Genomic DNA, 13925 nt, shown 5'->3' with positions numbered 1-13925 from the left:
GCTAGGATACTAGCTTATTGCTTTTTATTGGGTAAGATTTTTAAAACTAGAAGTTTAGCCGATACAGATCGCTACTTCTTTGTATTGGGCTTTTTTAATTGGTATACTAAAATGAATGTAACTAAATTGAAGAAGCTGAGAAAAATGTTTGACTACCGTAATAACTTAAAACGAATACTGGCCAAAACTACTGGCGAAGAACAAAGTCTGCGCAACGGATTGGCTGCAATCAAGTTGATTTTGGGAATGACTGACGAAGAGCAGGCAAAAGTGCCTACAGAGAAAGATCAAAAGTCAAAGGAAGAAAAACGGCTTAATGTGTTGCTTGCGAGCCTCGCTGAACTGGTAAAAACTCCAGGTGAACCTAAGGCGAAAAATTCGGCATTGTCTGTAATTCATCAGTTGCTGATGGCACCAAAAGTTGATTCAAATTTAAAGAAAAATTTACAGAGTTTAGAAGTAGCCATCCGTTCTTCGAAAACTACTAACGATGTCATCAACAAAAAAGTTTTTAAAAAAGCATTAGAGAAAAACGAAAAAACCAAGCGGGACTATCGAAAAGGCAAGCGCTATACGGTAGTACGGCTTCTTTCTGGATGTGATTTAATCAATGACAGCAATCGGTGCGTATTTACCTTGAAAGAGTCACAGATTCATTCTTTAAATCTGAAAACTGGTGACATAGTAGAAGCTGTTGAAAATGAAAGTAATCCGAACTATGAAGCGGATTTATTGCGTGTTGTAGGTTTCCATCAGCTTCCTAGCATGCAGGTTGATCAGATCTCCACTTTTAAATATGCGGTAGTTCAGGGGCGTTCTGGTCATTTGTCAATAAGCAGAAACATTAATGGCGAAAAATTGCGTATTCGGGGGAAGACGATACTATTACCCGTTGATTCTAGCCAATTTTCAGAAAACAAGGTTGATCTTTCGGATGGGTCGATTGTCGATTTAGCTTGGTATGATGGTGACGTGCGCATTAAGAAAAATCCTTCCGAAGCAATTAAAATCAGGTGGATTTACCAACTTGACCAACCGGAAAATGCAGTTAAAACTAAGAAGAAAAAAGTAAAGTCCGCAGAAAAAACTACTTACTTAACCAAGTTAGATATGGATCTGCATTTTCAACGTGTTGGCATTGCCATTGGTGACAATCAAAATGAAGCCATGTTTGAAGGCATTGTCAGCCGGTACAATGGCATTCCAATTCCTATTGATGCCTTTCAGGGCAAGAAAAAACTGCTTGAAAATCAAATTAAAGATTTAGATATTGTTATCCTAGTAACGGCATTTGCAGCCCATGATAGTACCTGGAACATTAGGGAATTTGCCAGTAAATATCATGTTAAATTTGCTGTTAGTTCAAGCAAAGGATTCCAGTCCTTTGAACGAGCACTATACCGTGCGGAAAAGGGCTTACCTGCTTATGAAGGTAATCAAACGATTGAATACCAAAAGCTTGAACAGTAAAGCATATTTAGCAAACTTTATGGAAACTTAATTAAAAATTATAATAATAAAGATCTGTTTAAATCAAGTGCCAAAAAACGTCGTTTTTAGCATATTTCTTGGCTAAATAGATCTTTTTTTGTATAATTAATTACTATATTTTATGAAAGGAAGATGAGATGGGAAACATAAAACATAAACATACGTGGCAATACTGGCTGTTCTTTTTAGCTGGGTTAGAAATAATTACGATTGCAATCAACTTCTTTTATGCGCCAATTAATGTTGCAGCTGGAGGTTCTACCGGTATTTCAATTTTAGTAGATGCAGTGTGGGGAATTAACCGCTCTTTAACCGTCTTTATTGTAAACTTGCTTATGCTGGTTCTAGCAGTCATTTTCCTTGGTAAAGAAACTTTAAAAAAAGTAGCTCTGGGCAGCATGCTTTTGCCAATACTAATGGCAATTACTCCAAGTTTTAAGTTGACTTCGAATAATATGCTAGCTGTTATATACGGTGGTGTTTTAATGGGAATTGGCGTTTCAATGTTATACCGCATTAATGCCTCTTCAGGAGGAACGACAATTCCACCATTAATTATTAAGAAATATTTCTATATCGATCCGGCCATGTCATTGATGGCAATTGATATGACCATTATTGTTTTGAATCTTTTTGTTGATGGTACAGAAGCATTCTTGCTGGCAGCTTTTTCACAAGTTATTACTACGATTACAATGCGCTATACTGAAACTGGTTTTGATAAAAAATATCAGGTTCGCATTATGAGTAATAGTAAATTAGATGAAATTCGTGACATGTTGCAGGAAGATTATGATGGCTTAACGGTTTTTAATGTTGTCGGAGGTTATACTGACAAGGATAAACAGCAATTAGTAATAGTCGTTGATACTAATGAATACGGGCAGTTAGTAGCTAAAGCACGCGAAATCGACAATGAAGCATTTATCGTGACTGAAAATATTGCTAAAGTTCATGGTGGTAAGTGGCAAATCTAATCTAAATTAGCGAAATAAGATTGATTTATATTGCTAAATTGCTCTTAGAGTAGTAATATGAAATAGTTGTATGTGTGGAGACCTTCACATCTGCAACCGCACATTTTGAGGTAAGAAGTCTTTTACTAAAAGAAAGCACCTCAATTGGCGAGTCTAAGTATTTTTTTGGAGGGCAGTAAATGTACGCAATTATTAAAACCGGTGGTAAGCAATATAAAGTTGCTGAAGGCGATAGTGTTTTTGTAGAAAAGCTTGACGTTGAAGAAGGTAAGGAAGTTACTTTTGATCAAGTAATTTTAACTTCTGATGGTAGCGACGTTAAAGTTGGTGCTCCACTTGTTAAGGGTGCCAAAGTAGTTGCTAAAGTTGAGAAACAAGGTAAGGAAAAGAAAGTTGTAACTTTCAAGTACAAGCCTAAGAAGCACTCACATTCAAAATATGGTCACCGTCAACCTTATACTAAGGTTACAGTTGAAAAGATTGAATTAAGCTAGAGGTGAAAGAGATAATGAATATTTTAAATCTTAAATTATTTGCCCACCACAAGGGTGGAGGTTCTACTGCTAACGGTCGTGACTCAGCTGGTCGTCGTTTAGGCGCTAAAGCTGCTGATGGTCAAACTATTCATGCTGGAACGATTATTTATCGTCAACGTGGTACTAAGATTCACCCAGGCAAGAACGTTGGTCAAGGTGGAGACGATACATTATTTGCATTAGTAAATGGTGTAGTTAAATTTGAACGTAAGGATAAATACAGAAAGCAAGTTTCTGTTATCCCAGTTGAAGAAGAAGCTAAGTAATTTAGTTCTTAATAAGAAGACGAAAAGCATGTGCTTCTCGTCTTTTTTCTGTTTTTAAATTGATAATATTTAATTTAATTAGCTAGTTATCTATTAGGCTTTCGGGGTAAAATTAGTTCAAGTATTTAGGTAAGGAGTACTAGCAATGACTGAGCAAGACGAATTATTAACTCTGTTAAATAGACGTATTGATGAAGTAACAAAATTAGTAAAAGAGCAAAATGCTGATGCAATCTTGATTTTCAATCAGGCTAATTACCGTTATTTGACGAATTTTACGGGTGAAGAAGCACAATTGATTTTAACCGCTCAAGGCGACCGAATTTTATTATCTGATTCACGCTTTGCTGATCAGATTAAGTTCGAAGCTCCTGGCGAATTAAAAGTCATTATGAAAAAAGCCAATCAGGATGAAGAAATTAGCAACCAGCTAAAAGCTCTAAATTTAAATAAGGTCTTAATTGAAGGCGAATTTGTTTCAGCAATTGAATTTGCGCATCTTCAAGAATTGAATCCGCAAATTGAGTTTGCGACTTGCGAAGAACTGGTAGAACGAGTTCGCAATGTTAAAGATGACCTTGAACTTGACGCTTTACGTCATGCAATTGACGTATCGATGGACAGTTTTAACGGTATTTTGCCTTTAATCAAACCTGGTGCAGTTGAACGCAATATTGGAGCTAAGCTTGATTATCTGTTTAAAATCAATGGTGGCGATGGTCCCAGCTTTGATACGATTATTGCGTCTGGTGTCCGCTCTGCTTGGGCCCATGGTGTTGCCAGTGATAAAATGATCGAAGACGGTGACATGGTCGTAATTGATTTTGGTGCGTTTTACCACGGCTATGCGGCTGACATCACTAGAACAGTTGCAGTAGGTAAGGTTGACCATGAAATGTATCGAATTTATGAAATTGTTCATGAAGCTCAACGACGTGGTATAGCAGCTGCGGTAGCTGGTAATTACGGCAAAGATGTTGATCAAGCAGCAAGAGATTATATTAATGAGCAAGGATATGGCCAATATTTTGGTCACGGAATCGGTCATGGCATTGGCTTAGAAATACACGAACTGTGTCAGCCTGCGCTACCATTTGGAAAGCAAAAATTAGTTAATAATATGGTTCACACCGTAGAACCAGGAATTTATTTACCTAATAAAGGTGGCGTTCGCATTGAGGATGACATCCTTGTTCATGACCAAAGACCAGAAACATTATCAACTTTGCCCAAAGATGAATTAATTTCTTTATAAAGTTAAATATTATTGATAGTAAAATCATTCATGAATTGGTAAGATATTATTATGGAGACGAGGTACTTAATATGACAATGATTTCAGTTAACGAATTTAAGAATGGCCTAACCATTAAGTATAATAACGACTTATGGCGGATTGTTGAATTTCAACATGTTAAACCTGGTAAAGGTAGTGCTTTCGTTCGTTCAAAGCTTAAGAGTTTGAATACCGGTGCTGTTCAGGAATATACATTCCGGTCAACTGCAAAAGTTGAAACTGCAGAAATTGAAACTAAGGGAATGCAATACCTGTACAATGATGGTTCAAGCTATGTTTTCATGGATACGACAACTTATGATCAGTTGGCTATTCCGAATGATCAAATTACTGACGAAGCAAAATATTTAAAAGAAAATATGGATGTCAGTGTCATTATGCATGAAGGCAAAACTTTAGGAATCCAATTGCCAAACACCGTTGAATTGACGGTTGCAAAGACTGAGCCGAACATTAAAGGCGACACCTCTTCTGGTGGTGGTAAGCCTGCTACAATGGAAACTGGCCTTGTTGTAAATGTCCCATTCTTTATTAATGAAGGTGACATTTTAGTTATCAATACAGTCGATGGTAGTTACGTATCTCGTGCAAACAAATAAGTAGTTTTTTTGAGGTAAAACAAAATGGCAGATAGTTCAAAAATTGTCTTAAATGATAAAAATAACGGTGAAGAAATCGAAATTGATCCTAGTGTTCTCGAAGTTATCATGGGCATTGCTGCCGAAAAAGTTGACGGTGTTGCCGAAATGCATGGTAACGTTAGATCTGGGATTAACTGGGTTTTAGGTCGTGAAGATCGTCGCCGTGGGATCGAAATCAGAGTCAATAATGAGGGCGATTTGATTGCTGATGTTTACGTTAGCTTTGAAGCTGGTTGTAACGTACCTAAAATTGCCAAGGAGCTTCAAAAGTCGTTAAAGAGTCAGGTTCTTCAAATGACTGATTTAACCCTTAAAGAAATTAACGTTCATGTTATCGGCTTGGTATTTCCAGAAGAAGAACAGGATGATGGTGGAACTTCTCAACTGTTCTCTGACATTGATGAAAAGGGTAAAAATGAATCAACACAAGAGTCGTAGAGTTGCAATGCAAGCAGTATATTTAGCTAATCAAGAGCCTAAATATACTCCTGCCGAAGTTGAAGCTAAAACTGTTGCGATGCTTGATCTGAAAGAACTTTCTGCTTATTCAAAAACTATTATTGAAGGCGTAATTGAAAAGCGGGATGAATTAAAGGGCCAACTTGCTGCTTACTTAAAGAAAAATTGGCGAATTGACCGAATTAACCAAATTTCACTTGCAATTTTGGAAGTTAGTTTATACGAGATTAAGTACAGTGATGAAATAGAGCCTAAAGCGGCAGTAAATGAAGCTTTAAACTTATGTGATGAATTTGCCGATCCTAAAACAAAGCCATTTATTAACGGTATTTTGGCAAACTTTATCAAAAAATAACTAATAGTCGGCTAGAGGCCGGCTATTTTTTTAAAAAAGGAATTTGTAGTGGGACAATTGCTGGATGGAAAGTTGCTGGCGCAAAAACGTGCTGGTAAACTTAAAGAAAAAGTAAAGGATTTAAAAAAACGCGGGCTAAATCCTCTTTTTTGTGTAATTAATATTGGTGATGATCCCAGTAGTCAGCTTTACTTGAAAACCAAGAAAAAAAGAGCTGCTGAAGTTGGAATTGAGCAACAAGTGTATCAACTTGCACAAAATGAATCCCAGAATAACCTGTTAACTTTAATTGATCGCTTAAATCAAGATGAAAAGGTTTGCGGAATCATGATTCAGTTACCCGTTCCAGATCAAATTAATCTTAATGAAGCATTAGAGCACATCAGTCCAAGTAAAGATGTTGATTGTCTCACACCGAGTAATGTTGGCCGTCTATGGCGGGGAGATCATTTTGTTGAACCGGCAACTGCTCACGGAATTTTGGCTTTACTTGATTACTATCAGATTGATCTGCGTGGACAAAATGTTGTAATTATTGGCCGCAGTAGTATTGTTGGTAAGCCACTTGCTGCATTAATGCTTGAGCGTGATGCCACAGTATCAATTTTACATACGAAAACGAAACATCTTGATGAATACACCAGAAAAGCTGATATTTTAGTTTCTGCCGCTGGTCAAGCAGGTCTGATTACAGCAGATATGGTAAAAGATGATGCCGTCGTAATCGATGTTGGCATCAACCGGCAAAATGGAAAAACAATTGGTGATGTTGATTTTGCAAGGGTTTTGCCAAAAGCAAAATACATTACACCGGTCCCAGGTGGAATCGGACCATTGACCGTTGAATCATTAATGGAACAGGTAGTCGCATTGACAAGGAGGAAAAATGGAAGATAGCAAATATCTTACCGTTACGGATTTAAATTATTACATTACGCAAAAGTTTAAAAATGATCCGTATTTGCATAAGGTTTTTCTTCAAGGTGAACTTTCTAACTTTCGTTACAGACGGAATTCACACCAATATTTTTCTTTAAAAGATGAAAAATCAAAAATCAATGTTGTTATGTTTCGTTCTTATTTTGATAAGGTGAAGTTTAAGCCTGAAGAGGGAATGAAAGTTTATATCACTGGGTATGTCAATGTTTATGGCCCTCAAGGGACATATCAGTTCTATGCTGAAGCAATGGAACCAGCTGGACTAGGGGCTTTGTATGAGCAGTTGCAGCAATTGCAAAAGAAATTAGCCCAGGAAGGTTTGTTTGCTCAAGAGCATAAACGACCACTCCCACGGTTTCCTGATCATATTGCTGTTGTTACTAGTGCCTCTGGTGCAGTTATTCATGATATCTTAGTAACTGCTAACCGCCGCTTTCCGCATGCACAAGTGGATCTGTTTCCTGCACAGGTACAGGGTGACCGAGCAGCAGATTCCTTAGTAAGCGCAATGAAGCAAATCGCTAATTATGGTGATAAATATGATGTCATGATAATTGGTCGGGGTGGTGGTTCCTTAGAGGACCTATGGCCTTTTAACGAAGAAGCCGTCGTTAGGCAAGTTTACGACATGAAAATGCCGGTTATTTCTTCAGTTGGTCACGAAACTGATACAACTCTCTGTGATCTTGTAGCTGATGCACGCGCTGCCACTCCAACTGCAGCTGCAGAATATGCAACACCTAATTTAACCGATGAATTAGCCAATATTCATCAGTTGCAAAGTAGTATGCTTTCTAGTATGCAAAATGTTATTCGTGTTCGGCGCGATGCTTTGAATCGGATCAATCATTCTGTTATTATGCGCGAACCGGCTAGATTGTACGATGAGCAAGCACAAACTTTGGATCTCTTACGTGATCGACTTCAACGTAATATGACACATCTGCTTGAGAGAAATAGGCAAAGCTATCAATTAAGTACCCAAAAATTATTTGCGCAGAATCCGGCTAAAAGAATTGAGCAGATATTACAGCAAGAGAATTTTTACTATCAAAAATTAAATGCTAATATGCGCAACTTGTTACGCGAAAAACGGCATCAGCTTGCTCAACTAGTGCAACAACTTGATGATTACAGCCCACTTAAAACACTTGAGCGTGGTTATGTGTATGTAACTGACACTGCAGCAAAAACTGTGGGTTCAATTGAACAAGTCAATGTAAAAGATGAAGTGAATCTTCATTTTAAAGATGGCCAAGCAAAAGCAATTGTAAAAACAACTAGGAGAAATGACAATGACAACCAAGAAAAATAATTTTGAAGAAGAACTGACGCAATTACAAAAAATTGTCAATAACCTTGAAAATGGTAATGTTCCTTTGGAAGACGCTCTTGATGAATTTCAAGCTGGCGTTAAGTTAAGTCGTGATTTAAATAAGCGCTTGACTGAGGCTGAAGAAACTGTCGCTAAGTTAATTGATAGTGATGGCACAGAGCATAAACTTGATCCTAATAATGCTGCAGCACCGGAAGAATAATAAAAATGAACTTTACAGAATTTAAAAACAAATGGACAAGTGTCATCGATGAGTATTTAGCTACCCATTTAAAAGAAGATATTGATGACAAGCAAATTAGTCAAATTATGTCTTATTCGGTAATGGCTGGTGGAAAGAGATTACGGCCACTGCTTTTTCTGGCAACAATTAATTCCTTAGGTAAAGAAATTGGGCCAAAGGAGATACAGATCAGTTGCGGAATCGAATTAATACATACATACTCATTGATTCATGATGATCTTCCAGCCATGGATAATGACGATTATCGTCGTGGTATGCTTACTAGTCACCGCAAATGGGGTGAAGCTGAAGCTATCTTAGCTGGGGATGCACTGCTACCTTTGGGCATTCAATGGATTGCTGAAGAAAGTAATTCAATTGCATTAGTTAAAATTATTGCCGCTGCAATTGGTGCTAATGGCATGGTTGGTGGCCAATATTTGGATATCGATTCAACTAATAACCAAGCTGTTGCTGATAATGAAAAACTGATTGATCGGATGGAATGGCTTAAGACCGGATGCTTAATCGAAGCTTGTGTTGAAATGGGGGCTGTCTACGCTGAAGCTGATGAGCAAAGCAAAGCCAAATTACTGACCTTTGCAAAAGATTTTGGTCGCTCATATCAAATTTATGATGACCTGGTAGATATTACTGAAACAAGTCAAGAAGCAGGTAAAAAGACTCATAAAGATCAAGAAAGTGGCAAAAATAACACTTTGACAGTTTTAGGAGTTGAAAAAAGTCGCCAAGAATTATTACGTTTAACCATTCATGCCAAGTCAACATTGGTTGGATTAAATGGCCTAATTTTAGCTGGCTTTCTTGATTTATACCAAAAGGTGCTTTAAATGACAAAAGAGAGAGCAGATATTTTACTGACCAAGCAGGGACTTTTTCATTCACGAAATCAAGCACAGCGCGCAATCATGGCTGGCCTAGTTTCAGATCATAATCATCAACGAATTGATAAAAGCGGGACTAGTTTTCCTATCGATGAAAAATTTTACCTTAAAGACTCTGGCAAAAAATACGTATCCCGTGGTGGTTTTAAGCTCGAAAAAGCACTAAAATCTTTCAAGATTGATCTAACTGATAAAATATGTTTGGATATTGGCGCTTCAACTGGTGGCTTTACCGATGTGGCGTTAAAAAATCATGCCAAACTAGTGTATGCACTTGATGTTGGTTATAATCAGCTTGCCTGGCAATTACGGGATGATCAACGTGTGGTTGTAATGGAAAAGCAAAATTTCCGTTATAGTAAACCAGAAGATTTTACTCTTGGGTTGCCTGACTTTGCGATGACTGATGTATCCTTTATCTCGCTGGATTTAATCATGCCCCCAATGTATCAGATTCTAAAAAATGGCTGCGATGCTGTTTGCTTGATTAAGCCGCAATTTGAAGCGGGTCCCGAAAACGTTGGTAAGCATGGCATTGTCCATGATCATGCTGTGCACCGCGCTGTTATTGAACACACAGTGGCAAAAGCACGTGAGATTGGTTTTAATGTTTTAGATGTTGATTATTCCCCCATCAAAGGTGGTAAGGGAAATATCGAATTTCTGATTCATTTGCAAAAAAACGAGGCAAATGGTGGCAAGTGCTTGTGGACGCAAACACCTGAAGACGTTGTTAGACGGGCAATTTCTGAATTGTAGGAGAAGACAATGTTAGTTGAGCTGGATATTAAGAATTTTGCTATTATTAAAGCGTTAAAAGTTCGTTTTCAAGAACACATGACGGTTTTAATTGGTGAAACTGGTGCAGGTAAATCAATTATTATTGACGCTGTTTCATTGCTAATGGGTGGCCGTGGGCAAAAAGAAATGGTTCGAAGTGGTGAAAAAAAGGCTGTAGTAACGGGTCTTTTTGAAATTGGGGAAGACTCTCAAAAAATAACCAATTTATGTAAAAAATACGGTTTACCCGATTCAGATGGTCAACTGGTTATTAGTCGTGAGTTAGCAGTTAAGGGCAGAAATGTTGTTCGAATTAACGGACAGTTAACGACCATTAACGTGTTACGTGAGCTTGGTAACTACCTTGTTGATATTCATGGTCAAAATGATCAACAAATTTTAATGGACCAAGATCGTCAAATTGATTTAGTCGATAATTATGCTTCGGATGAATTTAAAGACCAGCTAAAGCAGTATCAAGATGAGTTTGTAACTTGGCAAAAATTAACGGACCGGTTAAACCACTTAAAAAGTGATGCACAAGAACTAGCCCAAAAGCAGGATATCTTAACCTTTCAAAATGAGGAGTTATCTTCAGCAAATTTGACTGATCCTAACGAAGACGAACAGCTGGAAGAAGAATATAACGAGCTTAACAATTATCAAAAAATTGTCGATACTGCTAATTATTTGATGCAGCTTTATGATGATGAAGAACATGGGATTGAAACCTTAGTTGGCAACGCACAGCAAGCAGCTAATGATTTGACTACGTATGGTAGTAAATTTAAAGACATTGCTAAGACGATTGACGATGGTGTTTATGCATTGAGTGATGCCCGCAGTGAGCTTTCAAATGTCTTGGATGAAATGGACTTTGATGAAGAAAGATTCCAGTACGTAACCAATCGGTTGGACTTGCTTAATTCATTGAAGAAAAAATACGGACCGAGTTTACAAGATGTTTTTGCTTTTTATGAAAAAGTCAAAAAAGAATTAGGTCAATATCAAACGGGCGGTTTAGACGAAGAAAAGCTGCAAAAAAGTGTTACTGCAATAGAGCAAAAATTGACCGAAAGAGCTGATAAATTGCACCAAGCTCGTGAAAAGGTGGCCCGTTCACTTGAAGAAAAGATAAAGCAGGAATTAGCAGACCTGTATATGGCTAAAGCGCGGTTTGCAATTGCTATTTCGCCAACCAAGACTTTTACTAAAAAGGGAACGGATGAAGTTGTCTTTTTAATTGCACCTAATCCCGGAGAAGATTTGTTACCGTTAGTAAAAATAGTTTCTGGTGGTGAACAATCACGTTTGATCTTAGCACTTAAAGCTATTTTTAGCCGTGTAGAACCTGTAGGCACAATGATATTTGACGAAATTGATACGGGTGTTTCTGGTCGGGTTTCGGCTGCTATTGGTGAAAAATTGCATTCAATTGGTGAACACAAGCAAGTGATTGCGATTACGCACTCCCCGCAAGTAGCGGCCGCCAGTGACCAAAAATATCTGGTAGCTAAACAAGTTAAGGATGGCGCAACTTATACGCAAATTGGGCCACTGACACAAGAAGAAACTGTAACTGCAATTGCGGAAATGATGGCTGGAAGCGATGTTACCCAAGCGGCGAAGCAAAATGCGAAAGACCTAATGAGGAGTTTTAGAAAGAAAAAATGAAATACTTTGAAAAGGTAACTCTTAATGAAGCCGAAATTTTACTTGCCCAAAAGCTAACCGCCAGTGTACGTGCAGAAGACAGCACATATAATGAAATTTATTTAAGTAACCAATATAATTATTTTTCCGACATGCCAACATTTGTCTATGCGCTTGATAATGGCAAGATGGTTGGATTGACAATGTTATATGCTGATGAAAAGCCCACTGAAGAAGTTGAAGTGCACGTGGAAGTCTGTCCTAGATATCGCCGGCAAGGTATTGCAATGGAAATGATAAAGCGGGCAGAAAAAATCATGAATAAATATGGTTATTTTGACTATTGTTTTGTTTCTGAAAAACCATTTATTGATAAAAATTCGGATTTTTTAAAGAATATGAACTTAAAAATTGATGATCATGATTACCACATGGAAACTACCAATCCAAAGCCAATTGATAAAGAAGATATGCTCAATCAAGTTTTGGCAGTTCGTGAAATGACCAAAAGTGATATCAAAACGGTTGTTGACTTATATTGCCAAGCATTTGACAAAAGCAATGAATCGTCAACGAAATATGTTACTGAAGGCTTTAAAGATAAAGAAAAAATCAATTTTGTGTTAACTGATCATACCAAGGTTGTTGGCTACTGCGCTATTGATCCTGGCTCATTTGATTATTTCTTTGGTCTGTTTGTTGCTAAGGACTTTTGCGGTCACGGTTATGCCACATTTTTTATTAAGAAAATGATGGCAATTAGGCAGAAAAAAGGTTCAAGAAGATTTGTTCTTGATGTGGAACCGGACAATCAAGCTGCAATTCATGCTTATCAAAATGCAGGTTTTCAAATTAAAAGTGAAACTTTCTATTTAAATTAAGAAGATAAAACAACGAAAAGCCCAAGAGCTTATGTAAATTCTTGAGCTTTTTTAGTGTTTAATATTTATAGTTAAATTAACAGACTTTAGTCTAAATCAACTCTGAAAATATTGTCCAGGTCGATTACTTTGAGCAATTTACAGTCAGCCGATCTTAAAACGAACCTGCCGGCCGAAACCTGTTTAGTAATCTGGCCAATTTCGCTACTGCCATCTTGATAGCTGATTAAAGCATAGGCGCGATGCAATAAGGCATATTGTAAAGAAGATAATATTTCACTGTGAAACTGATTATAGATACTCAGTCTGTCGTCGTCATAATCAAATAAGTAATGATAGATTTTCTTAAGTGAGTTTTTCATCAAATTAACCCTCAGTAAGTTTCGAACATCTGTTTGACTATTTATATTATAAGAACATTTGTTTTGAAAAACAAGCTTTTTATTTAAAGTTTTTTGTTTAAGAGTGTAAACTTGTGCTCAAAGTATAATACATCAATAATGATCGAACTTGAAAAACTTGCGCATTTAGTGCAAACTAAACATATTAGCTTTTTATAGGGGAGTATGGCATGGCAGAAAAAGGTTTGTTACTTGTCCTTTCGGGTCCTTCAGGAGTTGGAAAAGGTACCGTTAAAAGTGCAATTGTAAAAAATAAGGTTTTTCCTTTCGAATATTCGGTTTCGATGACTACGAGGAAGCCGCGACCAGGTGAAGTTGATGGTCGAGATTATTATTTTGTTAGTGAAGAGCAATTTCAGGAAGCTATTAACCAAGGGAAACTTTTAGAATATAATAATTACGTAAATCATTTTTACGGTACACCGCTTGATCCTGTTCAAAAGATGTTGAATGAAGGTAAGGATGTCTTACTGGAAATTGACGTTAATGGTGCTCAAAAGGTGCGAGAAAAAATGCCGGATGGTGTTTTTATCTTCTTGACACCACCTGATTTGCACACTTTACACTTGCGTTTAGAAAATCGTGGAACAGAATCTGAAGATGTCATTATGGGTCGAATTAAGCAGGCACGTAATGAAATCTTAGTTATGCAAGATTATGATTATGCAGTTGTAAATGATACTGTTGCTAACGCCGTTGATCATATCAAGGCAATTGTTGATGCAGAACACGTTAGCGTTAAAAGAGTAATTGATACCTATCGTAAGATGGTCAGGGAGGATTAA

Annotated in this window: 17 protein-coding genes and 1 other annotated feature; of the genes, 16 read left to right on the top strand and 1 reads right to left on the bottom strand. The window is 37.2% G+C overall.

Annotated features, from left to right (window positions below; genetic code table 11):
* The first annotated feature begins 144 nt into the window (after positions 1 to 144).
* From J3U73_RS03570 to J3U73_RS03500, 15 genes are all read left to right on the top strand, one after another.
* A complete protein-coding gene (locus J3U73_RS03570; protein ID WP_267409705.1) occupies positions 145 to 1470 on the top strand; it encodes a DUF2325 domain-containing protein in 1326 nt (441 codons plus the stop codon).
* Positions 1471 to 1628: 158 nt separating this feature from the next.
* Positions 1629 to 2468 carry a YitT family protein gene (locus tag J3U73_RS03565; protein ID WP_103751823.1) on the top strand — a complete coding sequence of 280 codons (840 nt, stop codon included), beginning with the start codon at positions 1629 to 1631 and terminating at the stop codon, positions 2466 to 2468.
* A gap of 84 nt (positions 2469 to 2552) precedes the next feature.
* Positions 2553 to 2633, top strand: a sequence feature (ribosomal protein L21 leader region).
* Positions 2634 to 2647: 14 nt separating this feature from the next.
* Entirely contained in the window at positions 2648 to 2962 is a 315-nt protein-coding gene (gene rplU / locus J3U73_RS03560) for a 50S ribosomal protein L21 (RefSeq protein WP_103751822.1), read from the top strand.
* Between the two features lie 14 nt (positions 2963 to 2976).
* Positions 2977 to 3270 (top strand): 50S ribosomal protein L27, encoded by a 294-nt coding sequence (rpmA, locus tag J3U73_RS03555; RefSeq protein WP_046307181.1) that lies wholly within the window; start codon positions 2977 to 2979, stop codon positions 3268 to 3270.
* Positions 3271 to 3415: 145 nt separating this feature from the next.
* Entirely contained in the window at positions 3416 to 4525 is a 1110-nt protein-coding gene (locus J3U73_RS03550) for a M24 family metallopeptidase (RefSeq protein ID WP_267409571.1), read from the top strand.
* 71 nt (positions 4526 to 4596) lie between these two features.
* Entirely contained in the window at positions 4597 to 5166 is a 570-nt protein-coding gene (efp, locus tag J3U73_RS03545; protein ID WP_220268143.1) for an elongation factor P, read from the top strand.
* A gap of 24 nt (positions 5167 to 5190) precedes the next feature.
* Positions 5191 to 5646 (top strand): Asp23/Gls24 family envelope stress response protein, encoded by a 456-nt coding sequence (locus J3U73_RS03540; RefSeq protein WP_267409570.1) that lies wholly within the window; start codon positions 5191 to 5193, stop codon positions 5644 to 5646.
* The gene (gene nusB, locus J3U73_RS03535; protein WP_103751818.1) at positions 5624 to 6022 is read left to right on the top strand and encodes a transcription antitermination factor NusB; all 399 of its coding nucleotides are present in this window, start codon (positions 5624 to 5626) and stop codon (positions 6020 to 6022) included. The genes J3U73_RS03540 and nusB overlap by 23 nt, the downstream gene beginning before the upstream one ends.
* Before the next feature lie 48 nt (positions 6023 to 6070).
* Positions 6071 to 6919 (top strand): tetrahydrofolate dehydrogenase/cyclohydrolase catalytic domain-containing protein, encoded by an 849-nt coding sequence (locus tag J3U73_RS03530; RefSeq protein WP_220268142.1) that lies wholly within the window; start codon positions 6071 to 6073, stop codon positions 6917 to 6919.
* Entirely contained in the window at positions 6909 to 8276 is a 1368-nt protein-coding gene (xseA, locus tag J3U73_RS03525; protein ID WP_267409569.1) for an exodeoxyribonuclease VII large subunit, read from the top strand. Before J3U73_RS03530 ends, xseA begins: the two co-directional genes overlap by 11 nt.
* Positions 8257 to 8499, top strand: coding sequence for an exodeoxyribonuclease VII small subunit (locus J3U73_RS03520; protein ID WP_103751815.1), 243 nt, complete (start codon positions 8257 to 8259; stop codon positions 8497 to 8499). Before xseA ends, J3U73_RS03520 begins: the two co-directional genes overlap by 20 nt.
* Positions 8500 to 8504: 5 nt before the next feature.
* Complete coding sequence (locus J3U73_RS03515; RefSeq protein ID WP_267409567.1) at positions 8505 to 9371, top strand: polyprenyl synthetase family protein; 867 nt, start codon at positions 8505 to 8507, stop codon at positions 9369 to 9371.
* Positions 9372 to 10184: a TlyA family RNA methyltransferase gene (locus J3U73_RS03510; RefSeq protein ID WP_267409566.1), complete on the top strand. Its 813-nt coding sequence runs from the start codon at positions 9372 to 9374 to the stop codon at positions 10182 to 10184.
* A 9-nt stretch (positions 10185 to 10193) separates the two neighbouring features.
* Entirely contained in the window at positions 10194 to 11879 is a 1686-nt protein-coding gene (gene recN / locus J3U73_RS03505) for a DNA repair protein RecN (RefSeq protein WP_267409565.1), read from the top strand.
* Positions 11876 to 12739 carry a GNAT family N-acetyltransferase gene (locus J3U73_RS03500; RefSeq protein WP_267409564.1) on the top strand — a complete coding sequence of 288 codons (864 nt, stop codon included), beginning with the start codon at positions 11876 to 11878 and terminating at the stop codon, positions 12737 to 12739. Before recN ends, J3U73_RS03500 begins: the two co-directional genes overlap by 4 nt.
* Before the next feature lie 86 nt (positions 12740 to 12825).
* Here the strand turns inward: J3U73_RS03500 and J3U73_RS03495 are convergent, their stop codons facing one another.
* On the bottom strand, positions 12826 to 13101 hold the full coding sequence (locus tag J3U73_RS03495; RefSeq protein WP_220268136.1) for a hypothetical protein: 276 nt from the start codon (positions 13099 to 13101) through the stop codon (positions 12826 to 12828).
* 209 nt (positions 13102 to 13310) lie between these two features.
* Between J3U73_RS03495 and gmk the strand changes: the two genes are divergently transcribed.
* The gene (gene gmk, locus J3U73_RS03490; protein ID WP_220268135.1) at positions 13311 to 13925 is read left to right on the top strand and encodes a guanylate kinase; all 615 of its coding nucleotides are present in this window, start codon (positions 13311 to 13313) and stop codon (positions 13923 to 13925) included.

The sequence above is a fragment of the Lactobacillus sp. B4005 genome (assembly GCF_026536045.1).
Lineage (GTDB): Bacteria > Bacillota > Bacilli > Lactobacillales > Lactobacillaceae > Lactobacillus > Lactobacillus panisapium.
Note: the sequence above shows the minus strand (reverse complement) of the source record. Positions and strands in the feature narration are given on the sequence as shown.

Bases quoted from the DNA above. Each gene is read 5' to 3' on its own strand.
- J3U73_RS03570 (WP_267409705.1), top strand. From the start codon at position 145: ATGTTTGACTACCGTAATAACTTAAAACGAATACTGGCCAAAACTACT.
- J3U73_RS03565 (WP_103751823.1), top strand. From the start codon at position 1,629: ATGGGAAACATAAAACATAAACATACGTGGCAATACTGGCTGTTCTTT.
- rplU (WP_103751822.1), top strand. From the start codon at position 2,648: ATGTACGCAATTATTAAAACCGGTGGTAAGCAATATAAAGTTGCTGAA.
- rpmA (WP_046307181.1), top strand. From the start codon at position 2,977: ATGAATATTTTAAATCTTAAATTATTTGCCCACCACAAGGGTGGAGGT.
- J3U73_RS03550 (WP_267409571.1), top strand. From the start codon at position 3,416: ATGACTGAGCAAGACGAATTATTAACTCTGTTAAATAGACGTATTGAT.
- efp (WP_220268143.1), top strand. From the start codon at position 4,597: ATGACAATGATTTCAGTTAACGAATTTAAGAATGGCCTAACCATTAAG.
- J3U73_RS03540 (WP_267409570.1), top strand. From the start codon at position 5,191: ATGGCAGATAGTTCAAAAATTGTCTTAAATGATAAAAATAACGGTGAA.
- nusB (WP_103751818.1), top strand. From the start codon at position 5,624: ATGAATCAACACAAGAGTCGTAGAGTTGCAATGCAAGCAGTATATTTA.
- xseA (WP_267409569.1), top strand. From the start codon at position 6,909: ATGGAAGATAGCAAATATCTTACCGTTACGGATTTAAATTATTACATT.
- J3U73_RS03520 (WP_103751815.1), top strand. From the start codon at position 8,257: ATGACAACCAAGAAAAATAATTTTGAAGAAGAACTGACGCAATTACAA.
- J3U73_RS03515 (WP_267409567.1), top strand. From the start codon at position 8,505: ATGAACTTTACAGAATTTAAAAACAAATGGACAAGTGTCATCGATGAG.
- J3U73_RS03510 (WP_267409566.1), top strand. From the start codon at position 9,372: ATGACAAAAGAGAGAGCAGATATTTTACTGACCAAGCAGGGACTTTTT.
- recN (WP_267409565.1), top strand. From the start codon at position 10,194: ATGTTAGTTGAGCTGGATATTAAGAATTTTGCTATTATTAAAGCGTTA.
- J3U73_RS03500 (WP_267409564.1), top strand. From the start codon at position 11,876: ATGAAATACTTTGAAAAGGTAACTCTTAATGAAGCCGAAATTTTACTT.
- J3U73_RS03495 (WP_220268136.1), bottom strand. From the start codon at position 13,101: ATGAAAAACTCACTTAAGAAAATCTATCATTACTTATTTGATTATGAC.
- gmk (WP_220268135.1), top strand. From the start codon at position 13,311: ATGGCAGAAAAAGGTTTGTTACTTGTCCTTTCGGGTCCTTCAGGAGTT.